Annotated in this window: 26 protein-coding genes; 18 read left to right on the forward strand and 8 right to left on the reverse strand. The window is 71.8% G+C overall.

The window, feature by feature from the left end; genetic code table 11:
• Positions 1 to 21: 21 nt before the first annotated feature.
• The gene (locus ACFZCP_RS11780; RefSeq protein WP_362679960.1) at positions 22 to 1,362 is read right to left on the reverse strand and encodes a DUF2252 domain-containing protein; all 1,341 of its coding nucleotides are present in this window, start codon (positions 1,360 to 1,362) and stop codon (positions 22 to 24) included.
• A gap of 249 nt (positions 1,363 to 1,611) precedes the next feature.
• Between ACFZCP_RS11780 and dnaE the strand changes: the two genes are divergently transcribed.
• Positions 1,612 to 5,151 (forward strand): DNA polymerase III subunit alpha, encoded by a 3,540-nt coding sequence (gene dnaE, locus ACFZCP_RS11785; RefSeq protein WP_391426359.1) that lies wholly within the window; start codon positions 1,612 to 1,614, stop codon positions 5,149 to 5,151.
• Between the two features lie 71 nt (positions 5,152 to 5,222).
• Here the strand turns inward: dnaE and ACFZCP_RS11790 are convergent, their stop codons facing one another.
• Positions 5,223 to 5,399: a hypothetical protein gene (locus ACFZCP_RS11790; protein WP_391426361.1), complete on the reverse strand. Its 177-nt coding sequence runs from the start codon at positions 5,397 to 5,399 to the stop codon at positions 5,223 to 5,225.
• A 225-nt stretch (positions 5,400 to 5,624) separates the two neighbouring features.
• On the opposite strand from ACFZCP_RS11790, the gene ACFZCP_RS11795 reads away from it, so the two are divergent.
• From ACFZCP_RS11795 to ACFZCP_RS11810, 4 genes are all read left to right on the forward strand, one after another.
• On the forward strand, positions 5,625 to 6,842 hold the full coding sequence (locus tag ACFZCP_RS11795) for an NYN domain-containing protein (protein WP_391426363.1): 1,218 nt from the start codon (positions 5,625 to 5,627) through the stop codon (positions 6,840 to 6,842).
• Positions 6,843 to 7,018: 176 nt separating this feature from the next.
• Positions 7,019 to 8,032, forward strand: coding sequence for an ABC transporter ATP-binding protein (locus ACFZCP_RS11800; protein WP_362679972.1), 1,014 nt, complete (start codon positions 7,019 to 7,021; stop codon positions 8,030 to 8,032).
• Between the two features lie 76 nt (positions 8,033 to 8,108).
• A complete protein-coding gene (locus ACFZCP_RS11805) occupies positions 8,109 to 8,930 on the forward strand; it encodes an ABC transporter permease (protein WP_391426365.1) in 822 nt (273 codons plus the stop codon).
• Positions 8,931 to 8,964: 34 nt separating this feature from the next.
• A complete protein-coding gene (locus ACFZCP_RS11810) occupies positions 8,965 to 9,603 on the forward strand; it encodes an AAA family ATPase (protein WP_391426367.1) in 639 nt (212 codons plus the stop codon).
• A 317-nt stretch (positions 9,604 to 9,920) separates the two neighbouring features.
• Here the strand turns inward: ACFZCP_RS11810 and ybaK are convergent, their stop codons facing one another.
• The 4 genes from ybaK to ACFZCP_RS11830 all read right to left on the reverse strand — a co-directional run bounded on the left by ybaK (position 9,921) and on the right by ACFZCP_RS11830 (position 14,039).
• Complete coding sequence (gene ybaK / locus ACFZCP_RS11815) at positions 9,921 to 10,475, reverse strand: Cys-tRNA(Pro) deacylase (RefSeq protein WP_391426368.1); 555 nt, start codon at positions 10,473 to 10,475, stop codon at positions 9,921 to 9,923.
• 23 nt (positions 10,476 to 10,498) lie between these two features.
• Positions 10,499 to 11,239 carry an LON peptidase substrate-binding domain-containing protein gene (locus tag ACFZCP_RS11820; protein ID WP_391426371.1) on the reverse strand — a complete coding sequence of 247 codons (741 nt, stop codon included), beginning with the start codon at positions 11,237 to 11,239 and terminating at the stop codon, positions 10,499 to 10,501.
• Positions 11,240 to 11,250: 11 nt separating this feature from the next.
• Positions 11,251 to 12,303, reverse strand: coding sequence for a hypothetical protein (locus tag ACFZCP_RS11825; protein ID WP_391426373.1), 1,053 nt, complete (start codon positions 12,301 to 12,303; stop codon positions 11,251 to 11,253).
• Positions 12,304 to 12,461: 158 nt separating this feature from the next.
• Positions 12,462 to 14,039 (reverse strand): oxidoreductase, encoded by a 1,578-nt coding sequence (locus tag ACFZCP_RS11830; protein WP_391426375.1) that lies wholly within the window; start codon positions 14,037 to 14,039, stop codon positions 12,462 to 12,464.
• A 198-nt stretch (positions 14,040 to 14,237) separates the two neighbouring features.
• Between ACFZCP_RS11830 and hisD the strand changes: the two genes are divergently transcribed.
• The 10 genes from hisD (at position 14,238) to ACFZCP_RS11880 (ending at position 21,981) form a co-directional block, all read left to right on the forward strand.
• On the forward strand, positions 14,238 to 15,563 hold the full coding sequence (hisD, locus tag ACFZCP_RS11835) for a histidinol dehydrogenase (RefSeq protein ID WP_391426377.1): 1,326 nt from the start codon (positions 14,238 to 14,240) through the stop codon (positions 15,561 to 15,563).
• The gene (locus tag ACFZCP_RS11840) at positions 15,560 to 16,669 is read left to right on the forward strand and encodes a histidinol-phosphate transaminase (protein ID WP_362679999.1); all 1,110 of its coding nucleotides are present in this window, start codon (positions 15,560 to 15,562) and stop codon (positions 16,667 to 16,669) included. Before hisD ends, ACFZCP_RS11840 begins: the two co-directional genes overlap by 4 nt.
• Positions 16,666 to 17,268: an imidazoleglycerol-phosphate dehydratase HisB gene (gene hisB, locus ACFZCP_RS11845; protein ID WP_391426379.1), complete on the forward strand. Its 603-nt coding sequence runs from the start codon at positions 16,666 to 16,668 to the stop codon at positions 17,266 to 17,268. The genes ACFZCP_RS11840 and hisB overlap by 4 nt, the downstream gene beginning before the upstream one ends.
• Positions 17,269 to 17,272: 4 nt before the next feature.
• Positions 17,273 to 17,437: a hypothetical protein gene (locus ACFZCP_RS11850; RefSeq protein ID WP_362680005.1), complete on the forward strand. Its 165-nt coding sequence runs from the start codon at positions 17,273 to 17,275 to the stop codon at positions 17,435 to 17,437.
• Positions 17,428 to 18,075, forward strand: coding sequence for an imidazole glycerol phosphate synthase subunit HisH (hisH, locus tag ACFZCP_RS11855; protein ID WP_362680008.1), 648 nt, complete (start codon positions 17,428 to 17,430; stop codon positions 18,073 to 18,075). Before ACFZCP_RS11850 ends, hisH begins: the two co-directional genes overlap by 10 nt.
• Before the next feature lie 3 nt (positions 18,076 to 18,078).
• A complete protein-coding gene (priA, locus tag ACFZCP_RS11860; protein ID WP_391426382.1) occupies positions 18,079 to 18,804 on the forward strand; it encodes a bifunctional 1-(5-phosphoribosyl)-5-((5-phosphoribosylamino)methylideneamino)imidazole-4-carboxamide isomerase/phosphoribosylanthranilate isomerase PriA in 726 nt (241 codons plus the stop codon).
• A complete protein-coding gene (locus ACFZCP_RS11865) occupies positions 18,801 to 19,196 on the forward strand; it encodes a Rid family hydrolase (protein WP_391426384.1) in 396 nt (131 codons plus the stop codon). The genes priA and ACFZCP_RS11865 overlap by 4 nt, the downstream gene beginning before the upstream one ends.
• On the forward strand, positions 19,193 to 19,948 hold the full coding sequence (gene hisF / locus ACFZCP_RS11870) for an imidazole glycerol phosphate synthase subunit HisF (RefSeq protein ID WP_362680017.1): 756 nt from the start codon (positions 19,193 to 19,195) through the stop codon (positions 19,946 to 19,948). Before ACFZCP_RS11865 ends, hisF begins: the two co-directional genes overlap by 4 nt.
• A gap of 130 nt (positions 19,949 to 20,078) precedes the next feature.
• Complete coding sequence (locus tag ACFZCP_RS11875; protein WP_391426386.1) at positions 20,079 to 20,669, forward strand: helix-turn-helix domain-containing protein; 591 nt, start codon at positions 20,079 to 20,081, stop codon at positions 20,667 to 20,669.
• A 10-nt stretch (positions 20,670 to 20,679) separates the two neighbouring features.
• Positions 20,680 to 21,981, forward strand: a complete 1,302-nt coding sequence (locus tag ACFZCP_RS11880) for an MFS transporter (protein ID WP_391426388.1) — start codon at positions 20,680 to 20,682, stop codon at positions 21,979 to 21,981.
• Between the two features lie 52 nt (positions 21,982 to 22,033).
• Here ACFZCP_RS11880 and ACFZCP_RS11885 read toward each other — a convergent pair whose 3' ends face one another.
• Both ACFZCP_RS11885 and ACFZCP_RS11890 read right to left on the reverse strand, forming a co-directional pair.
• On the reverse strand, positions 22,034 to 22,432 hold the full coding sequence (locus tag ACFZCP_RS11885) for a VOC family protein (RefSeq protein WP_391426391.1): 399 nt from the start codon (positions 22,430 to 22,432) through the stop codon (positions 22,034 to 22,036).
• A gap of 13 nt (positions 22,433 to 22,445) precedes the next feature.
• A complete protein-coding gene (locus ACFZCP_RS11890; protein WP_362680027.1) occupies positions 22,446 to 23,081 on the reverse strand; it encodes a TIGR03085 family metal-binding protein in 636 nt (211 codons plus the stop codon).
• 135 nt (positions 23,082 to 23,216) lie between these two features.
• Between ACFZCP_RS11890 and hisI the strand changes: the two genes are divergently transcribed.
• From hisI to ACFZCP_RS11905, 3 genes are read left to right on the forward strand one after another with little or no spacing between them, the layout of a single operon-like run.
• A complete protein-coding gene (hisI, locus tag ACFZCP_RS11895) occupies positions 23,217 to 23,621 on the forward strand; it encodes a phosphoribosyl-AMP cyclohydrolase (RefSeq protein ID WP_362680030.1) in 405 nt (134 codons plus the stop codon).
• A gap of 11 nt (positions 23,622 to 23,632) precedes the next feature.
• A complete protein-coding gene (locus ACFZCP_RS11900) occupies positions 23,633 to 25,114 on the forward strand; it encodes an anthranilate synthase component I (RefSeq protein ID WP_391426394.1) in 1,482 nt (493 codons plus the stop codon).
• A 50-nt stretch (positions 25,115 to 25,164) separates the two neighbouring features.
• Positions 25,165 to 25,803: a TIGR02234 family membrane protein gene (locus ACFZCP_RS11905; RefSeq protein ID WP_391426396.1), complete on the forward strand. Its 639-nt coding sequence runs from the start codon at positions 25,165 to 25,167 to the stop codon at positions 25,801 to 25,803.
• Positions 25,804 to 25,995: the final 192 nt, after the last annotated feature.

The raw sequence follows: 25,995 nt of genomic DNA on the forward strand, positions 1-25,995 counted from the left end.
GTGCCTGTGGGTGCGCGAAGGTTACAGCCCCGGAATCCGGCCGTTGCGGAACAGGTCGACGAAGATCTGGTGGTCGGTGCGCGCGCGTGCGCCGTAGCGGTGCGCGAAGTCCACGAGCAGGGGCGCGAAGCCCTCCTCGTCGGCCGCGAGCGCGGCGTCGATGGCCCGCTCGGTGGAGAACGGCACCAGGGACTCGCCGGAGGTGTCGTCCGCCGCCGCGTGCATCGTGGCCGTGGCGCGGCCGAGGTCCGCGACGACGGCCGCGATCTCCTCCGGGTCGTCGATGTCGCTCCAGTCCAGGTCGACGGCGTACGGGGAGACCTCGGCGACCAGCTGGCCCGCGCCGTCCAGCTCGGTCCAGCCCAGCCACGGGTCGGCGTGGGCCTGCAGGGCGCGCTGGGAGATCACCGTGCGGTGCCCCTCGTGCTGGAAGTACTCCGCGATCGCCGGGTCCGTGATGTGCCGGGAGACGGCCGGGGTCTGGGCCTGCTTGATGTAGATCACGACGTCGTTCTCCAGGGCGTCGCTGTGGCCCTCCAGGAGGATGTTGTACGACGGCAGGCCGGCCGAGCCGATGCCGATGCCGCGGCGGCCCACGACGTCCTTCACCCGGTACGAGTCCGGGCGGGCCAGGGAGGAGTCCGGAAGGGTCTCCAGATAGCCGTCGAAGGCGGCCAGCACCTTGTAGCGGGTGGCCGCGTCCAGCTCGATGGAGCCGCCGCCCGGTGCGAAGCGGCGCTCGAACTCACGGATCTCGGTCATGGAGTCGAGCAGCTCGAAGCGGGTCAGCGAGCGGGCGTCGCGCAGCGCGTCCAGGAGGGGACCCTGCGCGGTGTCCAGCGTGAACGGCGGCACCTCGTCGCTCTTGGCGCCCGTGGCCAGGGCGTGGATGCGCTCGCGGTAGGCGGCCGCGTAGACCGTCACCAGCTCGGTGATCTGCTCGTCGCCGAGCGCCTTGGCGTACCCGATGAGCGCGACGGAGGCGGCGAACCGCTTCAGGTCCCAGGTGAAGGGCCCGACGTAGGCCTCGTCGAAGTCGTTGACGTTGAAGACCAGGCGGCCGTTGGAGTCCATGTAGGTGCCGAAGTTCTCCGCGTGCAGGTCGCCGTGGATCCACACGCGCGAGGTGCGTTCGTCCAGGTACGGACCGCCGCGCTTCGAACCGAACTGGGTGTTCGCGGTGAGGTCGTGGTAGAAGAGGCCCGCCGTGCCCCGGTAGAACGCGAAGGCCGAGGCCGCCATCTTCCGGAACTTCACCCGGAACGCGGCCGGGTCGGCGGCCAGGAGCCGGCCGAAGGCGGTGTCGAAGACGGCGAGGATCTCCTCGCCGCGCTGCTCGTCGTTGAGCTGGGGGACCGACATCGCGGGGTGCCTCCTGGTGCAGGACGGGTGGTGCATGTACGGGCGGGAAGAGGTGCGGCAGGGCTTTCGCCGTCTCCAACGGGCGACGCCACGCGGGAGTGCCCGGTTCCCGCACGAAGGTACGTGCAGATCGCCCGTGGGTGTCAGTGGCGGGGCATAGGATTCGACGTTGTCCCCCAGACCGTCCGCAGTCGGTCCGCATCCGGCCGGAAGACCGTAGACGCCCGTTTCCTTTGGAGGCCCGAAACCGTGTCGAAGCCGCCGTTCACGCACCTGCACGTCCACACCCAGTACTCGCTGCTGGACGGTGCCGCGCGGCTCAAGGACATGTTCAACGCCTGCAATGAGATGGGCATGACGCACATCGCCATGTCCGACCACGGAAACCTCCACGGGGCGTACGACTTCTTCCACTCCGCGAAGAAGGCCGGAATCACCCCGATCATCGGGATCGAGGCGTATGTCGCTCCCGAGTCCCGGCGCAACAAGCGCAAGATCCAGTGGGGCCAGCCGCACCAGAAGCGGGACGACGTCTCCGGTTCCGGTGGTTACACCCACAAGACGATGTGGGCCACCGACAAGACGGGCCTGCACAACCTCTTCCGGCTCTCCTCCGACGCCTACGCCGAGGGCTGGCTGCAGAAGTGGCCCCGGATGGACAAGGAGACGATCTCCCAATGGTCCGAGGGGATCGTCGCCTCCACCGGCTGCCCCTCCGGAGAGGTCCAGACCAGGCTGCGCCTGGGTCAGTTCGACGAGGCCCTCAAGGCCGCCGCCGACTACCAGGACATCTTCGGCAAGGACCGCTACTTCATGGAGCTGATGGACCATGGGATCGAGATCGAGCACCGGGTCCGCGACGGCCTCCTGGAGATCGGCAAGAAGCTCGGCATCCCGCCCCTGGTCACCAACGACTCGCACTACACGTACGCCCACGAGGCCGGTGCCCACGACGCCCTGCTGTGCATCCAGACCGGCAAGAACCTCTCCGACCCGGACCGCTTCAAGTTCGACGGCACCGGCTACTACCTGAAGTCCACCGACGAGATGTACGCCATCGACTCCTCGGACGCCTGGCAGGAGGGCTGCGCCAACACGCTCCTCGTCGCCGAGATGGTCGACACCACCGGCATGTTCGAGGCCAAGAACCTCATGCCGCGGTTCGACATCCCCGACGGGTACACCGAGGTGACCTGGTTCAAGGAGGAGGTCCGCCGCGGGATGGAGCGCCGCTTCCCGGGCGGCGTCCCCGAGGACCGCCAGAAGCAGGCCGAGTACGAGATGGACGTCATCATCCAGATGGGGTTCCCCGGCTACTTCCTCGTCGTCGCCGACTTCATCATGTGGGCCAAGAACAACGGCATCGCGGTCGGCCCCGGCCGAGGCTCCGCGGCCGGCTCGATCGTCGCCTACGCCATGGGCATCACCGACCTCGACCCGATCCCGCACGGCCTGATCTTCGAGCGCTTCCTCAACCCCGAGCGCGTCTCCATGCCCGACGTCGACATCGACTTCGACGAGCGCCGGCGCGTCGAGGTCATCAGGTACGTGACGGAGAAGTACGGCGCCGACAAGGTCGCCATGATCGGCACGTACGGCAAGATCAAGGCCAAGAACGCGATCAAGGACTCCGCGCGCGTGCTGGGCTACCCGTACGCCATGGGCGACCGGCTCACCAAGGCGATGCCCGCCGACGTCCTCGGCAAGGGCATCGACCTGAACGGCATCACCGACCCCTCGCACCCCCGCTACAGCGAGGCGGGCGAGATCCGCGGGATGTACGAGAACGAGCCGGACGTGAAGAAGGTCATCGACACCGCCAAGGGCGTCGAGGGCCTGGTCCGGCAGATGGGTGTGCACGCGGCCGGCGTGATCATGTCCAGCGAGACCATCACCGAGCACGTCCCCGTGTGGGTGCGGCACACCGACGGCGTGACCATCACGCAGTGGGACTACCCGAGCTGTGAGTCGCTCGGCCTGCTGAAGATGGACTTCCTGGGCCTGCGCAACCTCACGATCATGGACGACGCCGTCAAGATGGTGAAGTCCAACAAGGACGTCGACATCGATCTGCTGAGCCTCCCGCTCGACGATCCGACGACCTTCGAACTGCTCCAGCGCGGCGACACCCTCGGCGTCTTCCAGTTCGACGGCGGCCCCATGCGCTCGCTGCTGCGTCTGATGAAGCCCGACAACTTCGAGGACATCTCCGCCGTGTCGGCGCTCTACCGGCCGGGCCCGATGGGCATGGACTCGCACACCAACTACGCGCTGCGCAAGAACAAGCTCCAGGAGATCACCCCGATCCACAAGGAGCTGGAGGAGCCCCTCGAAGAGGTCCTGGCCGTCACCTACGGCCTGATCGTCTACCAGGAGCAGGTGCAGAAGGCCGCCCAGATCATCGCGGGCTACTCGCTCGGCGAGGCCGACATCCTCCGCCGCGTGATGGGCAAGAAGAAGCCCGAGGAACTGGCGAAGAACTTCGTCCTCTTCCAGGACGGCGCGCGGAAGAAGGGGTACAGCGACGAGGCGATCCAGGCCCTGTGGGACGTGCTGGTCCCCTTCGCCGGCTACGCCTTCAACAAGGCCCACTCGGCCGCGTACGGCCTGGTCTCCTACTGGACCGCCTATCTGAAGGCGAACTACCCCGCCGAGTACATGGCCGCGCTCCTGACCTCCGTCAAGGACGACAAGGACAAGTCGGCGATCTACCTCAACGAGTGCCGCCGCATGGGCATCAAGGTGCTCCCGCCGAACGTCAACGAGTCGGTGCACAACTTCGCCGCCCAGGGCGACGACGTGATCCTCTTCGGCCTCGAAGCCGTGCGCAACGTCGGCACCAACGTGGTGGAGTCGATCATCAGGAGCCGCAAGGCGAAGGGCAAGTACGCCTCCTTCCCCGACTACCTCGACAAGGTCGAGGCGGTCGCGTGCAACAAGCGCACCACGGAATCGCTGATCAAGGCCGGCGCCTTCGACACCATGGGCCACACCCGCAAGGGGCTCACGGCCCAGTACGAGCCGATGATCGACAACGTGGTCGCGGTCAAGCGCAAGGAGGCCGAGGGGCAGTTCGACCTCTTCGGCGGCATGGGCGAGGAGGACACCAACGAGCCCGGCTTCGGACTCGACGTGCAGTTCACCGAGGACGAGTGGGACAAGACCTATCTGCTCGCCCAGGAGCGGGAGATGCTCGGTCTGTACGTCTCCGACCACCCGCTCTTCGGCCTGGAGCACGTCCTGTCCGACAAGGCCGACGCGGGCATCGCCCAGCTCACCGGCGGCGAGCACGCCGACGGCGCGGTCGTCACCATCGGCGGCATCATCTCGGGCCTGCAGCGCAAGATGACCAAGCAGGGCAACGCCTGGGCCATCGCCACCGTCGAGGACCTCGCCGGCTCCATCGAGTGCATGTTCTTCCCGGCCACCTACCAGCTGATCTCCACCCAACTGGTCGAGGACGCCGTGGTGTTCGTCAAGGGGCGCCTCGACAAGCGCGAGGACGTGCCGCGGCTGGTGGCGATGGAGCTGATGGTCCCGGACCTGTCCAACGCGGGCACCAACGCGCCGGTGATCCTCACCATCCCGGCCACCAGGGTCACCCCGCCCATGGTCAGCCGCCTCGGCGAGATCCTCAGCCATCACAAGGGCGACAGCGAGGTCCGGATCAGGCTCCAGGGCCCGCGCAAGACCACCGTGCTGCGCCTGGACCGACACCGGGTCAAGCCCGACCCGGCCCTCTTCGGCGACCTGAAGGTGCTGCTCGGCCCGTCCTGCCTGGCGGGCTGAGCCGATGACGCGGGAAGGGGCGCACCCTGTGAGGGTGCGCCCCTTCCGCGTGCCTGGGCTTCAAGTGCCCTTTAGTTGTGGCCGAAGCGCTTCTGCTGCTTACGAGCAACATCCGAGGGGCTGCCCGGGACGTGCATCGAGGACTCGTGCGCCTCCGTCGACGACCGCTGCGCGTGCTCCCGGGCCTGCTCGGCCTGCGGCGCGCGGGTCTGCGAGCCACCCTGCTTGCGGTTCTTGTTCTTGGCCATGGTGATCTGCCTCCTGTGGGGAACTAGGGGCCAGGGCCCGGACCAGATTCACATAAGCTGACATCAGCCGCATGTCGGATAATTACCGTGCGTGACAGGGCGGGTGGCCAAGAGAAAGGCGCAAACGCCACGCCGAAGATCGAGTTCGGGCCGTTAACCCCTGCGCGGTCGGGCAGACTCGAAGGAAGTCCGAAGCTAAAGCCTCCCGGGAAGAGGGTGAGTCGCGTGGACCGCTGCATCGTCCTGGTGGACGCCGGGTATCTGCTGGGTGCCGCCGCCAGCCTCCTCGCCGGTGAGCCCTCACGATCCCGGATCGCCGTCGACCACGCCGCCCTGATCCAGGCCCTGCGCGAACGCGCCGAGTCGGAGACGGAACGCCCCCTGCTGCGCATCTACTGGTTCGACGGCGCCCCCGACCGCGTGCCCCAGCCCGAGCACCGACGGCTGCGCGTGATGCCCCGGGTCACCGTCCGACTCGGAGCCCTCACGCGCAGTGACGGGCGCTGGGCTCAGAAGGGCGTCGACGCCGCCATGCACGCCGAGCTGACCGAGCTGGCCCGCAACCGCGCCTGCTCCGATGTCGTCCTGGTCACCGGCGACGGCGATCTGCTGCCCGGCATGATGGCCGCCAAGGAGCACGGCGTCGCCGTCCACCTGTGGGCCGTGCAGGCCGCGGACGGGGACTACAACCAGTCCGAGGACCTGGTCGCCGAGGCCGACGAGCGGCGCGTGCTCGACCGGGCCTGGATCACCCAGGCGGTCCGCGCCAAGGAACTGACGGGCGTCTGCGCCCCGCCCCCCGCCCCCCGCCCCGAGATCGCGGCGATCCTCTCCGCACCACTGCCCGAGTCCGCGCTCGCCGCGGCCGCCGAGCGGCCCGCCGAGGAGGGTGCCCACCCGCAGGCCGCCGCCGCGTCGGAGAACGGCGCCCAGGAACGGGTGGCCGCCCCCAAGGGCGTCCCCACCCCCAAGGACCTCGCCGCACTGCGCGCACCCGGCGCGCAGGCCGTGCAGCACCCGACGACCGCGACCCTGAGGTGGTCGTCCGACAAGGGCTGGGTGGACCGTCCCGGCGGGGTCTCCGAGCCGCCCGAGGTCGCCTCCATGCCGACGCTGGCCCAGCTGACCACCGCCGAGCAGCGATGGGCCGACCGGGAGGAGGACATCACCACGGTCGGCGGGGACCCGTACGAGGTGGGACAGGTCTTCGCCCGGCGGTGGATGGCCCGGCTCGGCGACCAGGGCCACCTGCACCGGCTGTCCACCATGTATCCGCGCATCCCGCACCGCATCGACGGCGAGCTGCTGCGGTACGCCGCCCGCTTCGGCCTGCTGGCGCACAAGGACGACCAGATCGACGACCACGATCGTTACGCCATCCGGGCGGGCTTCTGGCGCGAGTTCGACGTGCCGGCTGCCGCGGAACACGCCCCCGCAGAATGAGCGGGTGAGGGCCGGCCGGGTGCGGTGAGTCCGGCGCGGCCCGATCGCACCGTCGTGGCCGGGCACCACGGCGGCTGATGTCTTTGTGCGGCGATGTCGGGATCGCGGACGGTTCCACCCCGGAAGGGCGGCCCCAAAGGCGAGTAAAGGGCTCGGACCCCGTAGTCTCGTCCCTTGTGAGTACGCGCGCGGGACAGGCACTTCGGCATGACGAGGTCGTACGCGTGCGCGGGCTCAGCAAGACCTACCCGCCCGTCAGGGGACGGCGCGGGGCCCCCGGCACCCCCGAGGTGCGGGCCACCGACGGCGTGAGTCTGGACGTGCGGCGCGGGGAGATCTTCGGGCTGCTCGGACCGAACGGCGCCGGCAAGTCCACCCTCGTACGGCAGCTCACCGGGCTGCTGCGCCCCGACGCCGGCAGCGTCGAGATCCTCGGCCACGACATCGTGCGCCACCCCGAGCGCGCCGCGCGGATCCTCGCCTACCTCGGCCAGGAGTCCTCCGCCCTGGACGAGCTGACCGTGGCGCTCGCCGCCGAGACCACCGGACGCCTGCGCGGCCTGGACGCACGGCAGGCGCGGGCCGAGCGGGACGCCGTGCTCGAAGAACTCGCCCTGACGCCGATCGCCGGGCGGCCGCTGAAGAAGCTGTCCGGGGGCCAGCGGCGGCTCGCCTGCTTCGCCGCCGCCCTCGTCGGGGCGCGTTCGCTGCTCGTGCTGGACGAGCCGACCACCGGCATGGACCCGGTGGCCCGGCGCGCGGTGTGGGCGGCCGTGGACCGGCGGCGGGCCGAGCACGGTGCGACCGTGCTGCTGGTCACCCACAACGTCATCGAGGCGGAGACCGTCCTGGACCGGGTGGCCGTCCTCGACCAGGGCCGGGTCATCGCCTGCGACACCCCGGCCGGTCTCAAGGAACAGGTCTCCGGCGAGGTGCGGGTCGAGCTGGTGTGGCGGGAGTCCGCGCCGCTGGACGTGCCCGAGGTCGCCGTGCTGCGCGAGCGGGCCGTGGAGTCCGGGCGGCGCTGGACGCTCCGGCTCGCGCCCGAGGAGGCCCGGGCCGCCGTCGCCACGGTGACCGGCGGGACCGCCTTCGCCGCCCTCGACGACTTCACCCTCGCCACGCCCAGCCTGGAGGACGTCTACCTGGCGCTCGGCGGCGGTGCACGGCAGGGGCTGGTGAAGGCGTGAGCGCACGGCTCGTCGTATCCGTATGGTCCCTGTGGGACGGTGGCCCGGCTGCCGTAGGGAAGAGGAGCAGGTCGTCGTGAGTGTCGTACCCGCCGAGGTGCTGCCGGGCGATGCCCGGGCCGTGCCGCAGGCGGCCCGGGGCGCGGCCGAACTCGGGCCGCCCGCACGGCTGTGGCCGTCGCTGGTGGCCGTCTACCGCGCGCAGCTGTCCCGGGCCCGGGTGGCCCGCATCCCGCTGCTGTTCGTGGCGACCTTCCAGTCCGTCGGCATCACCGTGATGATGCGCGGCGTCGTCGACAACGGCGGTGAGGCGCAGTCCGTGGTGGCCGGGGCGTCCGTCCTGGTCGTCGCGTACGTCGCGCTGAACCTGCTGTCGCAGTACTTCGGGCAGCTGCGGGCCAGCGGCGGGCTCGACCACTACGCCACGCTGCCGGTGCCGCCCGCGGCGGTCGTGCTGGGCGCGGCGGGGGCCTACGCCTCCTTCACCGTGCCCGGAACGCTGGTGACCGCCGCCTTCGGGTGCGTGCTGTTCGGGCTGCCGCTGTCCAACCTGTGGATCCTGCTCGCCGTGATCCCGCTCGCCGGGGCCGCGCTCTCCGGGCTGGGGGCGGCCTGCGGGCTGCTCGCCCCGCGGCCCGAGCTCGCCACGCTGCTCGGGCAGCTCGGCATGTCGGCGGCGCTGCTGCTGGGCGTGCTGCCGGCCGACCGGATGCCGGAGATCGTGCGGCTGGCCCGGGATCTGCTCCCGTCGACCTATGGCGTGGAGGCCTACGCGAGGACGTTCGGGCCGCACCCCGACTGGGCCGCCGTCGTCGCTGACCTGGGGGTGTGCGCGGCGGTCGGCGTCGTCTCGCTCGCCGTGGCGACCTGGGCCTACCGCAGGGCGGCCGTCCGGTGACGCGGCACACAGCGCGGCCTGGCACGATGTCAGGGTGACCGCACCGCTGACGCCGCCTCCGCCGCCGCACGACGACACCCCGGACCAGGTCTGGCAGGCTCCGCCTGCCGGGGAACCGGTCGCGGGCTGGTACGAACAGGACGGCCCTGGGATGAAGACCGAAGTGCGGGAGGCCGCCGTGATCACGGTGGCGATGGCGCTGGGCGGAGTGCTGCTCGGGCTGCTGTGGTGTTGGCTGGCGCCGCATGTGCCGCTGGTGGGGGACGAGGTCGACCGGAGCTGGGTCGTCTACCTCAAGGACACCGAGGGGGAGCAGGCGATCGGGGCGGACGGTACGTTCACCCTGCTGGCGCTGGGCTTCGGGCTGGTCAGTGCGGTGGTGGTGTTCGTGCTGCGGCGGCGTGGCGGTGTGCCGCTGGTCGTTGCACTCGGCCTGGGCGGGCTGCTCGGGTCGGTGCTGGCGTGGCGGGTGGGGATGTGGCTGGGGCCCCAGTCCGATGTGATCGCTCACGCGAAGGCGGTGGGGAAGGGGGTCGTCTTCTCGGCGCCGTTGAAGCTGGGGGCGAAGGGGGCGTTGCTGGCCTGGCCGCTTGCTGCGTCGGTGGTGCATCTTGGGCTCACCGCGCTGTTCGGACCCCGTGATCCCGAGATGCCGTATCCCGAGGTGCCGTAACGGGGCTCCGCCCCGGCCCACGCCAGGGGCTCCGCCCCTGGACCCCCGCTTCTCGCCCACCCGCCCATCCGTCTCGGTCGGCTGGATGCCCCGGCCCCCTCCAGGGCCTCCGCCCCTGGACCCCGTTTCCCGCCCGCCAACCCGTCTCGGTCGGCTGGATGGCCGGACAGGTTTCCTGCCCGCCGCCCGTCTCGGTCGGCTGGATCATGCGGCAGGTTTCCTGCCCGCCCGTCCGCCGACCCCGCTCGGTCGGTCGGATGGTGGGGCAGGATTTTGTGGCCGGCGCGGCTGTCCCGGTCGGCAGGGGCGGGGTGTTGTCAGTCGCGGCCGATCGGTGCCAGTACCGCGTGCGTCAGCTGGGCCAGGTCGTTCGGGGACAGCTCGACCTCCAGGCCCCTGCGGCCGGCCGACACGCAGATCGTGGAGTGGGCGGCGGCCGAGTCGTCCAGGACCGTCGGCAGCTTCTTGCGCTGGCCCAGCGGAGAGATGCCGCCGCGGACGTAGCCCGTGGTGCGTTCGGCGAGGGCGGGATCGGCCATGGCGGCCCGCTTGCCGCCCACCGCCGCCGCCAGGGCCTTGAGGTCCAGCGTGCCGGACACCGGGACCACCGCCACCGTCAGGGCGCCGTCCACGTCGGCCACCAGGGTCTTGAAGACCCGCTCGGGGGAGACGCCCATCGCCTCGGCCGCCTCCTCGCCGTAGGAGGGGTGGGAGGGGTCATGGTCGTAGGCGTGGACCGTGTAGTCCGTGCCCGCCGCCGTCAGGGCCACCGTCGCGGGCGTGCCGCCCACCCGTCGCCCGCCACCGGCCCCCTTCGGCTGCGCTTCGCGCGCCTGGGACTCGTGCTGCTGCTTCTTGGACTTCTTCGCCATCTCGGGTGTCGGCCTCGGTTCCCTCAGTTCAGACTGGTCGGCGTCCGCGTCAGCTCGAACGCGGGCAACGACGGCAGGCTACGGATGATCGCCGTCTCCGCGCGAAGCAGTTTCAGCTCGTCCCGCAGCCGGGAGGCGATGTCCGCCGCCTGCAGCAGCCGCTGCTTCGTCGGGGTGTCCAGGACCATGGCCGCCGCCACCAGGTAGGAGACCACCCCGGGATCGTCCGGGAGGTCCGCGCCCGTGGAGAGGGAGCGCTCGCGGGCGCCCGCCAGCCGCTTCTGGTACTGGCGGAACGCGCGCAGCACACCCTCCGCGAGCGCGCCGGCCTCGTCGCCGGGCTCCTCCGGCAGCTCCTCCAGCTCCGCCGTCAGGAACGGGCCCGACGCGTCCACGGACAGCAGCCGTACTCGGGTCGTGCCGGTCGCCAGCACCTCGAACGTGCCGTCGGCACGCTCCCGGACGGTGGCCGCGTCCGCGATGCAGCCCACCTGCTGGAAGGCCTGGAGGGGATCAGGCCCGAACCCCGCCGCGGGGCCGCGTTCGGGCTGGGTGGTCGGGTCCGGCATGCCCGGAGCGCTGGGCGCCACCTCGGAGCCGTCACGGATCGCCACGACGGCGAACCGGCGCGGGTCGTCCTCGGGGGTCTTCAGCAGCTCGCGCATCATGGCGCGATATCGCTCCTCGAACACGTTCAGCGGGAGCACGAGTCCCGGGAACAGAACCGAGTTCAGCGGGAAGAGGGGAAGGCGGACGGTGGTCACGGCGCCCCAGCCTAATGGTCACCGGCGCGGGCGTGTCCGCGGTGCTCGCTCCGCGGTCGCGGCGGGGCGGGTGGCAGGACGTCCGGATCGGGGCGGCCGGTCCCCTTCAGGAGGCCCTCGCGCAGCCCCAGGAAGAGGCTCAGGGGGTCCTCCGAGACCCGGTCCCAGGGGAAGGAGGTGGCGTACGGGCCGATCAGCCGCAGCTGGGCGCGGGCATCGTCCCAGCGTTCCAGCCGCAGCAGGACGTAGACCAGTTTGTTGCGGATCTCGGCGGGCCAGGGGTCGGCCGCCGGGAACCGGCCGGAGAGCGCGAGGGCCCGGTCGGCCGCCGCGTGCAGCCGTTCCCACGGCACCCGGGGCCCGCAGCCGTCGGTCAGATAGCCGAGGGCGGCGCGGGCCGGCAGCGCCTGGACGAGCGAGTCGGCCGGGGCGTCCTGCGCGGCCAGGTCGGCGAAGTCGAAGCACTCGTGGTGCGAGCCGTGCCAGAAGGTGCCCAGGTAGCGCAGGGCGGCGACATGGCAGCCGTAGTGGTGCGGGGCGCGCCGGACCGCCGCTTCCCACAGCTCCTCGAAGTACCGGTGGCCGGCCCGCGACCCGCGGGCGTGGTCGAGCGCGATCCGCCACGGCACCGGGTCCCGGTCGTCGGCCCGGGCGGCTGCCGTGATCAGCGGGCTCACCTCGCGCAGCAGCTCGGCGCGGGCCGGCGAGGGCCAGACGCGGTCCACCGCGAGCTGGGCCGCGACGAGCCGCACGTCGGGATCGTCGGGGGCGTCCGCGTGCCATTCCTCGAACCATTCGGGGCGCGAGCGGGCGAAGGCGGCGAGCCGTTTGGTGCAGCGGTCGCGGATCTCCCACTCGGCCGCGGTGCGGGTGGCGGCGAGCAGTGCGGCGGCGGCGTCGTACTCGCCCCGGCCGGCTGCGACCAGCGCGGGGGAGAGTCGTTCGTCGGGCGCGTCGAGGACGGCCTCGTCGCCGGCCGGCGGTGCGGCGGCGGGGCGCGAGGCACGTCGTGTCATCCGTGTGGGGCGGAGGAACGCCGGCAGCAGAGCCATGGTGTCGACCATTGAAAGACCGCAGGTCGTGGGTGCGCCAGAGGGTCCGGGCAAGTCATGGAAGGTTGCACGGCCGATGGTCAAGGACCGGCAAAGGTAACTGTTCGTCCCTGGTGGGCCACCTGTCTGCGAACCGTGCCCCGTCAGCCCCGTCAGCCCCGTCAGCCCCGTCAGCCCCGCCGCAGCAGCCGGCTCGCCCCCGCCGCCACCGTCGTCGCCAGGATCCAGCCCAGTATGACCATCGCCGCCGACAGCCACTGCCAGCCGCCGCGCAGCTGCCACTGGCTCGCCTGGCCCAGGTCGATCACCGGCAGCAGAAGGTCCAGCGTGAACAGGGCGGGGCTGAAGGACGGATGCCCGCCGGGGTTCACCGCAGGGTGTGCGGCGTGCGAGAACGCGAGCGTGCCCGCCGCCCATAACACGGCCATCCACACCGCGGCCCGGCCCGGCCGGTAGCCGTAGGCGACCGTCAGGTCCTGGACGTAGCCCCAGAACTTGGCGGCCAGCGGCAGTGTCTCGCGGCGCCGGCGCTGCTTGGCGAGGAGCACCTCGCGCGCGTCCTCGTCCTCGCCGGCCGCGCGCAGCACGGCTGCCAGCCGCTCGTACGGCTCCGGGTTGTACTCGGCGGTGGCCGCGGCCACCCAGCCCAGCCGCCGGCTCAGCGGGAAGGGGCCCCGCGGGACCAGGTTCTCGTAGGTGAAGCCGCCCATGTGCAGACGGCCCGGGCCCGGCCAGCTGTCCGCGCGGTCCACCAGGTTGACCATGCGCGCACCGGACAGCAGCACCTGGCCGCGCTGCGGGGCGTCCCCGAGGAAGCGCAGCTCCGGCGTCTGCACCCGGCGCAGCGACAGCACCTGGTCGTCGGTGAGGTCGAAGCGCGCCCGCTCCAGGTCGATGGCGTCCCCGAACCGTCCGTCGTCCAGGCGGATCCCGCCCTGGCACTCGAACCGCTGGATCCGGGTCCCGCGTGCCGGGGTCGTCCCGCTCAGCAGCGGATTGCCCACCCCGGCCGGCGTCAGGTACAGGGTGCGTTCCACCGTGAGCTGGGGGGCGTTCAGGGCGAGACGCGCGTACGGGTTGGCCAGTCGCGCGCCGCGCAGGCTGAGCGAGACCCCGATCTTGGCGCTGCGCAGGCTCAGCTCGCCGTGCGACTCCAGCAGCTCCGCCTGCAGGTCCTGGCCGACGGTCATGCCGTCCGCGGCGATCGAGCGGCCGCTGCGGTCCCGGTACACGATCGCCTGGTTGAGCAGCAGATCCGTGCCGATGTGGGCATCGGTCAGACGCACCCCGTTCTGGAAGCGGCAGCGCGCCAGGTGCAGGTCGCCCTCGGTGTGCACCCGGGCCGCCTCCAGGCGCGGCACCGCGCAGTCCACCAGGCGCACGGTCGTGAAGCGGGCCTCGGGCAGCAGGATCTCGCGGTCGAAGCGGCAGCCGCGCATCTCCATGTACGGCGTGACCGTGCCGCCCGCCAGGTCCAGGGTGCCGGTCACCCGTACCCCGATGAGCTTCAGCGAGGAGACCCGGCCCGGGAGCGCGGGCGGGCCGTCCAGCAGCAGCCAGCAGATGATGCGCGCCCTGACGCTGCGCTCGGGCCCCCAGGGGTGCCCCCCGTGCGGATCGTCCACGACGGCGTCCGCGCTGCTCAGGTCGTACACGCTGCCGTTGCGGAAGGCCTGCCACATGCCCGCCTCGGCCGCGGTCAGGTCGTCCGGCAGGTCCCCGGTGCGGATACCGGCACCCTCGGTCACCGCTCTTCCTTCTTTCTCGACTGCTCACGAGCTGTCTCGGCTACTCACGAGTCACGTGTTTCGTACAGCCGTTCATGCCCGCTGAGTGACGCCCGGAACACTAATGGTGAAGGCGATCTTCCGGGTTCCGGCCAGGTTCTGTATCAGCCATTGATACGCGCGAACGGCTGCCGACCCCGGTCTGAGAGAATTGGAACCGTGATCTCCCGAATCGATCTGCGCGGCGACGCCCTTCCCGAGGGCCCTGCCCTGCGCGACCTGCTGCCCCGAGCCGACTTCGACGTTCAGGCCGCCCTGGAGAAGGTGCGTCCGATCTGCGAGGCCGTGCATCATCGGGGCGACGCGGCGCTGATCGACTTCGCGGAGAAGTTCGACGGAGTACGGCTGGAATCCGTCCGTGTGCCGGCGCAGGCGCTCACCGACGCGCTGGAGGCCCTCGACCCGGCCGTGCGCGCGGCCCTGGAGGAGTCCATCCGCCGCGCCCGCCTGGTCCACCGCGAGCAGCGTCGTACGACGCACACCACCCAGGTCGTGCCCGGCGGGTCGGTGACCGAGAAGTGGGTGCCGGTCGACCGGGTCGGGCTCTACGCGCCCGGCGGCCGCTCGGTCTACCCGTCGTCCGTGATCATGAACGTGGTGCCCGCGCAGGAGGCCGGGGTCGAGTCGATCGCCCTCGCCTCCCCGGCCCAGGCGGACTTCGGCGGGCTGCCGCACCCGACGATCCTCGCCGCGTGCGCGCTGCTCGGCGTGGACGAGGTCTACGCGGCCGGCGGTGCCACCGCCGTCGCCATGTTCGCCCACGGCACCGAGTCCTGCCCGCCCGCGAACATGGTCACCGGCCCGGGCAACATCTGGGTCGCCGCCGCCAAGCGCTACTTCACCGGCAAGATCGGCATCGACGCCGAGGCCGGCCCGACCGAGATCGCGATCCTCGCGGACGACACCGCCGACCCGGTGCACGTGGCCTCGGACCTGATCAGCCAGGCCGAGCACGATCCGCTCGCCGCGGCCGTGCTGGTCACCGACTCCGTCGAGCTGGCCGAGGCGGTGGAGAAGGAGCTGGCCCCGCAGGTCGCGGCCACCAAGCACGTCGATGACCGGATCCGCCCGGCCCTCGCGGGCAGGCAGTCCGCGATCGTGCTGGTCGACGGCATCGAGGAAGGTCTCCGGGTGGTCGACGCGTACGGCGCCGAGCACCTGGAGATCCAGACCGCCGACGCCGCCCGGGTCGCCGACCGGGTCAGGAACGCCGGCGCGATCTTCATCGGCCCCTGGGCCCCGGTCTCGCTCGGCGACTACGCGGCCGGGTCCAACCACGTCCTGCCCACCGGCGGCTGTGCGTGCCACTCCTCCGGTCTGTCCGTCCAGTCCTTCCTGCGCGGCATCCACATCGTCGACTACACGAAGGACGCGCTGGCCGAGGTCGCGCACCACGTGGTGACGCTGGCGGAGGCGGAGGACCTGCCCGCGCACGGGGCGGCGGTCAAGGCGAGGTTCGGCTGGAAGGTACCGGCGAGCAAGTGAGCTTCGGAATCGACGATCTCCCCGTACGGGACGAGCTGCGCGGCAAGTCCCCCTACGGCGCGCCCCAGCTGGACGTGCCCGTACGGCTGAACACGAACGAGAACCCGTACCCGCTGCCCGAGCCGCTGGTCGAGCGGATCGCGCAGCGGGTGCGCGAGGCCGCCCGGCACCTGAACCGCTACCCGGACCGCGACGCGGTCGAGCTCCGTACCGAGCTGGCCAAGTACCTGACGAAGACCGGAAAGCACCCGCTCGGCATCGAGAACGTCTGGGCCGCCAACGGCTCCAACGAGGTCATCCAGCAGCTGCTGCAGACCTTCGGCGGACCGGGCCGCACGGCCCTCGGCTTCGAGCCGTCGTACTCGATGCACGCGCTCATCGCGCGCGGCACGGGGACGGGCTGGATCCCGGGCCCGCGCAGCGAGGACTTCACGATCGACCTCGCCGCGGCCGAGCGGGCCGTCGCCGAGCACCGGCCCGACGTCGTCTTCATCACCACCCCCAACAACCCCACGGGCAACGCGGTCCCGCCCGAGACGGTCCGCGCGCTGTACGACGCGGCGCAGGCGGCCCGGCCGTCGATGGTGATCGTGGACGAGGCCTACATCGAGTTCAGCCACGGCGACTCGCTGCTGCCGCTGCTGGAGGGCCGCCCGCACCTGGTCGTCTCCCGCACCATGTCGAAGGCGTTCGGCGCCGCGGGGCTGCGCCTCGGCTACCTCGCCGCGCACCCCGCGGTCGTGGACGCCGTCCAGCTCGTCCGGCTGCCGTACCACCTGTCGGCCATCACCCAGGCGACCGCCCTGGCCGCCCTGGAACACACCGACACGCTGCTGAAGTACGTCGAGCAGCTCAAGGCGGAGCGGGACCGGCTGGTCGCCGAGCTGCGCGCGAGTGGTTACGACGTCATCGAGTCCGACGCGAACTTCGTGCAGTTCGGCCGGTTCGACAGCGCCCACGACGTCTGGCAGCGGATCCTCGACCGGGGCGTCCTGGTCCGGGACAACGGCGTACCGGGCTGGCTCAGGGTGTCCGCCGGAACCCCCGAAGAGAACGACGCGTTCCTCGACGCGGTACGTGAAGTCAAGAAGGAGCTTGAGGCATGACTCGCGATCTGCGCGTCGGAAGAGTCGAACGCACCACCAAGGAGACGTCGGTCCTGGTCGAGATCGATCTCGACGGCACAGGGAGGACCGACATCGCCACCGGCGTCGGCTTCTACGACCACATGCTCGACCAGCTCGGCCGCCACGGTCTGTTCGACCTGACCGTGAAGACCGACGGCGACCTGCACATCGACTCCCACCACACCATCGAGGACACCGCCCTCGCGCTCGGCGCCGCCTTCAAGCAGGCGCTCGGCGACAAGGTGGGCATCTACCGCTTCGGCAACTGCACGGTCCCGCTGGACGAGTCCCTCGCCCAGGTCACCGTCGACCTGTCCGGCCGCCCCTACCTCGTGCACACCGAGCCCGAGAACATGGCGCCGATGATCGGCGAGTACGACACGACGATGACCCGGCACATACTGGAGTCCTTCGTCGCCCAGGCGCAGATCGCGCTGCACGTGCACGTGCCCTACGGGCGCAACGCGCACCACATCGTGGAGTGCCAGTTCAAGGCGCTGGCCCGGGCCCTCAGGTACGCCAGCGAGCGCGACCCGCGTGCGGCCGGCATCCTCCCGTCGACGAAGGGCGCGCTGTAAACCCATGAACGGTCTGTCCACGATCCTGATCGTCGTCGGTCTCTTCCTCGTCGGCGGCATCATCTCCTTCGTCAAGCAGAAGATGCCCACGAGCCTCATCGTGCTGCTCTCCATCGGCGCGGCCATGTGCCTGGTCGCGGGTGTCATGCGGCTGGAGGTGTGGAATTGAGCCCTTCCAGGCGAGTGGTCGTCTTCGACTACGGCTTCGGCAACGTCCGTTCCGCCGAACGCGCCCTCGCGCGCGTGGGGGCCGACGTCGAGATCACGCGTGACTTCGACAAGGCCATGAACGCCGACGGCCTGCTGGTGCCGGGCGTCGGCGCCTTCGCCGCCTGCATGCAGGGTCTGCGCGCGGCGCGCGGCGACTGGGTCGTCGACCGCCGGCTGTCCGGCGGGCGTCCGGTGCTGGGCATCTGCGTCGGCATGCAGATCCTGTTCGCGCGCGGCATCGAGCACGGCGTCCACGCCGAGGGCCTGGACGAGTGGCCCGGCACGGTCGAGCCGCTGCAGGCCGACGTCGTGCCCCACATGGGCTGGAACACCGTCGAGGCACCCGCCGACTCGGAGCTGTTCGCCGGCCTGGACGCGGACGCCCGTTTCTACTTCGTGCACTCCTATGCGGTCCACGACTGGAGCCTTGAGTCGCACAACCCGCTGATCGCGGCCCCCAAGGTCACCTGGGCGACGCACGGGAAGCCCTTCGTGGCCGCCGTGGAGAACGGCGCCCTGTGGGCCACCCAGTTCCACCCCGAGAAGTCCGGCGACGCCGGCGCCCAGCTCCTCACCAACTGGATCGGAAGCCTGTAGACCATGGCCAAGCTCGAACTCCTCCCCGCCGTCGACGTCCGCGACGGCCAGGCCGTCCGCCTCGTGCACGGCGAGTCCGGGACCGAGACGTCCTACGGCTCCCCGCTTCAGGCGGCCCTCGCCTGGCAGCGCTCCGGCGCCGAGTGGCTGCACCTGGTCGACCTGGACGCCGCGTTCGGCACGGGGGACAACCGGGACCTGATCGCCGAGGTCACCCGGGCGATGGACATCAAGGTGGAGCTGTCCGGCGGCATCCGCGACGACGACACCCTCGCCGCCGCCCTCGCCACCGGCTGCACCCGGGTGAACCTCGGCACCGCCGCCCTGGAGACCCCCGAGTGGGTCGCCAGGGTCATCGCCGAGCACGGCGACAGGATCGCCGTCGGCCTCGACGTGCGCGGCACGACCCTGCGCGGCCGCGGCTGGACCCGCGACGGCGGCGACCTCTACGAGACGCTGGAGCGGCTCGACAAGGAGGGCTGCGCCCGCTACGTGGTCACCGACATCGCCAAGGACGGCACCCTCCAGGGCCCGAACCTGGAGCTGCTGAAGAACGTCTGCGCCGCCACCGACCGCCCGGTCGTGGCCTCCGGCGGCGTGTCGTCCCTGGACGACCTCCGTGCCATCGCCGAGCTGGTACCCCTCGGTGTCGAGGGCTCCATCGTCGGGAAGGCCCTGTACGCCAAGGCGTTCACCTTGGAAGAGGCCTTGGAGGCGGTAGCCCGGTGAGTGACGTACGCCGCGTGACGACCGGCGCACCCTGGGAGGAGCAGTTCGGTTACTCCCGTGCGGTGGAGCTGCCGAGCGGCCTGGTCCTGGTCTCGGGCTGCACGTCCATCGTGGACGGCCAGATCGCCGGGGGCGGCCCGTACGAGCAGGCGGTCAACGCCTTCAATGTCGCCCTGGCGGCGCTCGGGCAGCTGGGGCTCGGCCGTGACGACGTCGTGCGCACGCGCATGTACCTCACGCACGCCCGGGACGTCGACGAGGTCGGCCGCGCTCACAAGGAGCTGTTCGACACCGTGCGGCCCGCCGCATCCATGATCATCGTCTCCGGCTTCGTCGACCCCAGTCTGGTCGTCGAGGTCGAGGTGGAGGCGTTCCGAGGAGCATCCGCATGACGTTGGCGGTACGAGTCATCCCCTGCCTGGACGTGGACAACGGCCGGGTCGTCAAGGGCGTCAACTTCCAGAACCTGCGCGACGCGGGCGACCCCGTCGAGATGGCCAAGGTGTACGACGCCGAGGGCGCCGACGAGCTGACCTTCCTGGACATCACCGCGTCCTCGGGTAACCGGGAGACGACCTACGACGTGGTGCGCCGCACCGCCGAGCAGGTGTTCATCCCGCTGACCGTCGGCGGCGGGGTCCGTACGGCCGAGGACGTCGACAAGCTGCTGCGGGCGGGCGCCGACAAGGTGGGCGTGAACACGGCCGCGATCGCCCGGCCGGACCTGATCCGTGAGATCGCGGAGCGGTTCGGCCGTCAGGTGCTGGTCCTGTCCGTGGACGCGCGGCGCACCCCGGCGGGCACCTTCGAGGTGACCACCCACGGCGGCCGCAAGGGCACCGGCATCGACGCGGTCGAATGGGCGCACCGGGCCGCCGAGCTGGGCGCGGGGGAGATCCTGCTCAACTCCATGGACGCGGACGGCACCAAGGACGGCTACGACCTGGAGATGATCGCGGCCGTGCGGGGGCACGTCACCGTCCCGGTCATCGCCTCCGGGGGCGCCGGCAAGCTGGCCGACTTCCCGCCCGCCGTCGGCGCGGGCGCGGACGCGGTCCTCGCGGCCTCCGTCTTCCACTTCGGTGACCTGCGCATCGGCGAGGTCAAGCAGGCGCTGCGGGAGGCGGGCCACCCCGTGCGGTGACCCCGCCCTGAGCCGTCGAGCCCCGGCCCCGGACGCCTCCGGGCGGCCGGGGCTTTTGCTCGGACAGATACGAAAGAGAAGTTGCGCAAAATATGTTGTGCAATTTTCCTTGCGTATCTACGGTGGGTGCATGACAGGCAAGGAGAGAGACCGCCCGATCACCGACCTGGGCACGCTCAAGGCGCTGGCCCACCCGCTGCGGATGAAGCTCTACCGGAGCCTGACCGTCGCCCGGGTCGCGACCGCCTCGCACCTGGCCGAACAGGTCGACGAGGCCGTGTCCCTGGTCAGCTATCACCTGCGCAAACTCGCCGAGCACGGGCTCATCGAGGAGGCCGAGCCGCAGAGCGGGGACGGCCGGGAGCGCTGGTGGCAGCCCGCCTCCGACGGCGTGAGCATCCGCGACGAGGACTTCCGGGACGCCCCGGAGAAGGCGGCCGCGCACACCGCTGCCAGCCGGCTCTTCTTCGAACAGCGTGCCGGCATGTACCGGCGCTTCCTCGACGAGCGGTCCCACTGGGGCAAGGAGTGGAACGCCGCCGCGGAGTCCTCCGAGGCGGTCCTGCGGCTGACGGCGGCCGAACTGGCCGAGCTGAACAAGGAGATGCTCGCCCTGGTGCGCAGGTACGACGCGCAGGGCCGGGCCGCCGACACCGCCGGTGACACCGAGGGCCGCGAGACCGTCGCGGTGCACACGTACGCGTTCCCGTTCCGGACCTGAGAGGACCGACGTGACCACGAGAACGACCGCCACGGTGCACGCCACCGCCACCGCCACCGCCCCCTCCGTCACCGCACAGCACGCCGCCCACCGCGACCCCAACGTCCTGCGCTGGCTCGGCGCGTACGCCTCGTCCGCCGTCGGCGACAACGTCTACTACCTCGCCCTGTCCTGGGCCGCCGTCCAGGCCGGGACGCCCGCACAGGCCGGTCTGGTCACCGCGCTGAGCGCCGTCCCCCGGGCTCTGCTGATGCTGGGCGGGGGAGTGGTCGCCGACCGGTACGGTCCCCGCAGGGTGCTGATCGGCAGCGGCGCCGTGCGCTGTGCCGCGGTCCTCGCGGTCGCCGCCCTGCTGCTCGTGGGGCGCCCGGGCCTGTGGCCGCTGGCCGCACTGGCCCTGGTCTTCGGGGCGGTCGACGCCGTCATGATGCCCGCGCTCGGCGCACTGCCGCCCCGGATCACGGGGCGCGGAGAACTCGCCCGGGTGCACGGTATGCGGGGACTCGCGGTCCGGCTGGCAGCCGTCGTCGGCGCCCCGCTCGGCGGCCTCGGCGTGGCGCTCGGGGGCTCGGCGACGGCATTCGGCCTGGCCGGGCTGCTCTTCGCCGTCTCCCTGCCGCTCCTGTTCGCCGTGCGCGTGGCGGAGCCGCCCGCGGACGACACACCCGAGCGTGGCACCGCGTGGAGCCGGCTCACCGACGGCCTGCGCTATCTGCGCGGAGACCGCCTCCTCAGCTCGCTGATCGTCGTCATCGCACTCAGCGACCTCGGTTTCGTCGGGCCGCTCAACGTCGGCCTGACCCTCCTCGCCGACGAACGCGGCTGGGGCGCCGGGGGCGTCGGCTGGGTGCTCGCGGGGTTCGGCACGGGCGCCGGGGCCGTCTCGCTGCTGCTCACCGCCCGGGGGCACCTCCCGCGTGCGGGACTCGTCCTGTCCGTGTCCGGCGTCGTCAGCGCCGTCGCCATCGGCGCGCTCGCCTTCATGCCGTACGTCGCGGCGGCCGCCGCGGTCGCCCTGTGCATCGGTCTCGTCTCCGGACTGAACGGCGTGCTGTGCGGCGCACTCCTGCAGGCCAGGTCCGACCGGGCCTACGCCGGCCGGGTGACCTCGGTGTCGAACTTCTTCAGCCTCGGCGTCGCGCCGCTCACCTTCCCGCTGACCGGCGCCGCGATCGGCCTGTGGGGCACCGGCCCGGTGTTCGTCGTCAGCGCGGCGCTGTGCGGCCTGGGCGGCGCGTACGGCCTGTGCTCCGGCCCTCTGCGCCGCGCGGAACTGCCCGGCCGGCCCTGCCGGGCGCAACCGCCCGGCTGACTGCGGCGCCGGGAAGGGCCCGGCCGCTCCGGCGCCCGGAACCGCCCGGCCCTCATGTCCTCGGCTGGACCAGCTGCACCAGGTTGCCGACCGTGTCGTCGAGCACCGCCGCGAGCACCGGGCCCTGCTCCTGCGGCGGATGCGTGAACCGCACGCCGAGGCCGCGCAGCCGCTCGTACTGCGCACCGATGTCGTCCACGGAGAAGACGATGCACGGGATACCCGCCTCGTACAGTGCCGTGCGGTACGGCTCCGCGATGGGCCCCTGGCCGGGCTCCAGCAGCAGCTGGAGTTCCGGCTGGGCCCCCTCGGGCGCCCCGACCGTGAGGAACAGCGTGCCCTCGCCCAGGTCCATGCGGGTGCGGGTCTCGAAGCCGAGGACCGTGGTGTAGAAGGCGTGCGCCTTGGCCACGTCGTCCACGAACACGCTGGTCATCGCGACCTTGATCACGGCGGCGCTCCTCTCAGAAGCCCAGCTGTTTCGACTCGTGCAGCTTGGCGATCGCGTCCTCGTCGCCCTCCAGCACGACCTTCGCCGCGCTCTGCCGTCCGAACGCGAACATCAGCAGCTCCGACGGCTCGCCCGTCGCCGTCACCACCGGAGCACCCCGGTGGGCGACGGCCGTCTGGCCGTCCGGACGCCTCAGGACGAGGCCCGTCGGCACCCCCCGGCCCAGCAGGCGGGCGGTGCGCTCCAGACGGGACCACAGGGACTCCTGGAAGACCGGGTCGAGCTCCCGCGGCGTCCAGTCCGGCTGGGCGCGGCGGACGTCCTCGGTGTGGACGTAGAACTCCACGATGTTGGCCGCCTCGTCGACCTGCTTGAGCTGGAAGGGCGAGAAGCGCGGCGGGCCCGTCCGGATCAGCTGGATCAGCTCCTCGTACGGCTTCGCGGCGTACTCGCTCATCACCTTCTCCAGGCGCGGCGCCAGCGGCTTGATCAGCGCGCCGCCGGCGGCGTCCGGCCGCCGCTCGCGCACCACCACGTGCGCGGCGAGGTCACGCGTGCGCCAACCCTCGCAGAGGGTCGGGGCGTCCGGACCGGTGGTCTCCAAGAGGTCGGCGAGCAGCAGCCGTTCACGCTGGGCGAAGGTCGACATGAGATCAGCGTACGACCACACACCAGGTCCGCCCACCCGTCGTCCGGCCGCCGCGCACGGCGCGCCCCCGCACCGCTGCGTTCAACCAGTGGACACGGACCGTCACTGTCGGTGGGGCGCGGCACAATGGCATCCATGACCAGCACGCCGCCGCCCAGCAGCCTCGACCCGGAGATCGCCGCGCGTCTCAAGCGCAGCGACGACGGGCTCGTGCCCGCCATCGCCCAGCAGTACGACACCGGAGAGGTGCTCATGCTCGGCTGGATGGACGACGAGGCACTGCACCGCACGCTCACCACGGGCCGCTGCACCTACTGGTCGCGCAGCCGCAGCGAGTACTGGGTCAAGGGCGACACCTCCGGCCACGTCCAGTGGGTCAGGTCGGTCGCCCTGGACTGCGACGCCGACACCCTGCTGGTCAAGGTCGACCAGGTGGGCGCCGCCTGTCACACCGGCGCGCGCACCTGCTTCGACGAGGACGTCCTGCTCAAGGACGGCGGCCGCGGCGCCGGTTCCGGCGCACCGGCCGCGGATCAGTAAGGTCAGCCGCCATGGACCTAGAGACCTTCCGCAAGCTCGCCACCGACCGGCGCGTCATCCCGGTCACGCGCAAACTCCTCGCCGACGGCGACACCCCGGTCGCGCTCTACCGCAAGCTCGCCGCCGAGCGCACCGGCACCTTCCTGCTGGAGTCCGCGGAGAACGGCCGCTCCTGGTCCCGCTACTCCTTCGTGGGCGTGCGCTCCGCCGCCACACTGACCGCCCGGGACGGCCGGGCCCACTGGCTCGGCACCCCGCCCGTCGGCGTCCCCGCGTCCGGCGACCCGCTCGCGGCCCTGCGCGCCACCCTCCAGACCCTGCACACCCCGCACCAGGAGGGCATGCCGCCCTTCACCGGCGGCATGGTCGGCTACCTCGGCTACGACATCGTGCGCCGCCTGGAGAAGATCGGCCCCGGCGAGCGGGACGACCTGCAGCTGCCCGAGCTGACCATGCTCCTGACCAGCGACCTCGCCGTCATGGACCACTGGGAGGGCTCGGTCCTGCTGATCGCCAACGCGATCAACCACAACGACCTCGACACCGGCGTGGACGAGGCGTACGCGGACGCCGTGGGCCGCCTCGACGCGATGGAGGCGGACCTCTCCCGCCCGGTCGCCCAGCCCCCGGCCGTCCTGCCGCCCTCCGAGCTGCCCGAGTACACCGCCCTGTGGGGCGGCCCCGACTTCCAGGCGGCCGTCGAGGACGTCAAGGAGCGCATCCGCGCGGGCGAGGCCTTCCAGGTCGTGCCGTCCCAGCGCTTCGAGACCCCGTGCACGGCGAGCGCGCTGGACGTGTACCGGGTCCTCAGGGCGACCAACCCCTCGCCGTACATGTACCTCTTCCGGTTCGACGGGTTCGACGTCGTCGGTTCGTCCCCCGAGGCCCTGGTGAAGGTCGAGGACGGGCAGGCGATGGTCCACCCCATCGCCGGCACCCGGCACCGCGGCGCCACGCCCCAGGAGGACCAGGCGCTCGCCGAGGAACTGCTCGCCGACCCCAAGGAGCGCGCCGAGCACCTGATGCTGGTCGACCTCGGCCGCAACGACCTCGGACGGGTCTGCGCGCCCGGCTCGGTGGAGGTCGTGGACTTCATGTCCATCGAGCGCTACTCCCACGTCATGCACATCGTCTCGACGGTCACCGGCGAGGTCGCGGACGGCCGTACCGCGTTCGACGTGCTGACCGCCTGCTTCCCGGCGGGCACCCTCTCCGGCGCCCCCAAGCCCCGCGCGATGCAGATCATCGACGAGCTGGAGCCGTCCCGGCGCGGCCTGTACGGCGGCTGCGTCGGCTACCTCGACTTCGCCGGCGACTCCGACACGGCCATCGCCATCCGCACGGCCCTGCTCCGGGACGGCACGGCCTACGTCCAGGCCGGCGCGGGCATCGTCGCCGACTCCGACCCGGTCGCCGAGGACCAGGAGTGCCGCAACAAGGCGGCGGCGGTACTGCGGGCCGTGCACACGGCCAACCGCCTCGCCAAGGCTTGACCGGCCCGAGATGAACCCCGGGTGACGGTTCGCCCGGGGTTCAGGCGATAGTGGAGTACGTGACTGCCGTACCTCACCCCCGTTCCGAAGCCGCCGCACCCGCCCGGTCCGGCCGGCGGAGCCTTGCCGTGGCCCTGATGTGCGGTGCGCTCGGCGCGGCCGTGGCACTGCTCGCCACCCGCCAGCGCTGGGCGGAAGGCACCGCCTCGGTGGCCGGCGGCACGTTCCCGCTGACCGCCAGGGGGAGCGATGTCACGGGCATCCCCGCGGCCCTCGCCATAGTGGGCCTCGCCGCGCTCGTCGCCGTCTTCGCCGTGCGCAGGGCAGGCCGCTTCGTCGTCGCCGCGGTGCTCGCGCTCTCCGGCGCGGGCATCGTCGTCGCCGCGCTCGTCGGGGCCTCCGACAGCTCCGCGCTGGACGAGAAGGCCGCGCAGACCACGGGCAACACCTCCGCCACGGTCGCCGCCCTCAGCCACACCGGCTGGCCGTACGTCGCCGCCGCCGCCGGCGTCCTGATCCTGCTCGCCGGGCTGCTCGCCCTGCGCTACGGCCGGCTGTGGCCCGCGATGTCCGGCCGCTACGAGCGCGGCGCCGACCGCCCGCGGCGCAAGGCCCGCCCGGTCGATCCCGAGCGCCCCGAGGAGATCTGGAAGGCCCTGGACCGCGGCGAGGACCCGACCGGCGCCTGAGCCGGGACCATGCCCGCGGACGCCGTCGGCCGTGTGCGCGGATGCCGTGGGCCGGGTCCGCGGATGCCGTCGTCCTGCCCGCCGGGGACACCGTGGGCCGTGCCCGCGGACACCGTCGCCCGTCCCTGTCGCCGTCGGCCGTCAGCGGATCTGGCCGGCCGTCCCCGGATGTGGCGAACCAGACGCCACCCC

Origin of the sequence: Streptomyces sp. NPDC007971 (assembly GCF_042958635.1) — a bacterium.
Taxonomy (GTDB): domain Bacteria; phylum Actinomycetota; class Actinomycetes; order Streptomycetales; family Streptomycetaceae; genus Streptomyces.

Bases quoted from the DNA above. Each gene is read 5' to 3' on its own strand.
- ybaK (WP_391426368.1), bottom strand. From the start codon at position 10,475: ATGGCGAAGAAGTCCAAGAAGCAGCAGCACGAGTCCCAGGCGCGCGAA.
- hisB (WP_391426379.1), top strand. From the start codon at position 16,666: ATGACTCGCGATCTGCGCGTCGGAAGAGTCGAACGCACCACCAAGGAG.
- priA (WP_391426382.1), top strand. From the start codon at position 18,079: ATGGCCAAGCTCGAACTCCTCCCCGCCGTCGACGTCCGCGACGGCCAG.
- ACFZCP_RS11890 (WP_362680027.1), bottom strand. From the start codon at position 23,081: ATGTCGACCTTCGCCCAGCGTGAACGGCTGCTGCTCGCCGACCTCTTG.
- hisI (WP_362680030.1), top strand. From the start codon at position 23,217: ATGACCAGCACGCCGCCGCCCAGCAGCCTCGACCCGGAGATCGCCGCG.
- ACFZCP_RS11875 (WP_391426386.1), top strand. From the start codon at position 20,079: ATGACAGGCAAGGAGAGAGACCGCCCGATCACCGACCTGGGCACGCTC.
- ACFZCP_RS11780 (WP_362679960.1), bottom strand. From the start codon at position 1,362: ATGTCGGTCCCCCAGCTCAACGACGAGCAGCGCGGCGAGGAGATCCTC.
- ACFZCP_RS11790 (WP_391426361.1), bottom strand. From the start codon at position 5,399: ATGGCCAAGAACAAGAACCGCAAGCAGGGTGGCTCGCAGACCCGCGCG.
- ACFZCP_RS11850 (WP_362680005.1), top strand. From the start codon at position 17,273: ATGAACGGTCTGTCCACGATCCTGATCGTCGTCGGTCTCTTCCTCGTC.
- ACFZCP_RS11900 (WP_391426394.1), top strand. From the start codon at position 23,633: ATGGACCTAGAGACCTTCCGCAAGCTCGCCACCGACCGGCGCGTCATC.
- hisF (WP_362680017.1), top strand. From the start codon at position 19,193: ATGACGTTGGCGGTACGAGTCATCCCCTGCCTGGACGTGGACAACGGC.
- ACFZCP_RS11825 (WP_391426373.1), bottom strand. From the start codon at position 12,303: ATGGTCGACACCATGGCTCTGCTGCCGGCGTTCCTCCGCCCCACACGG.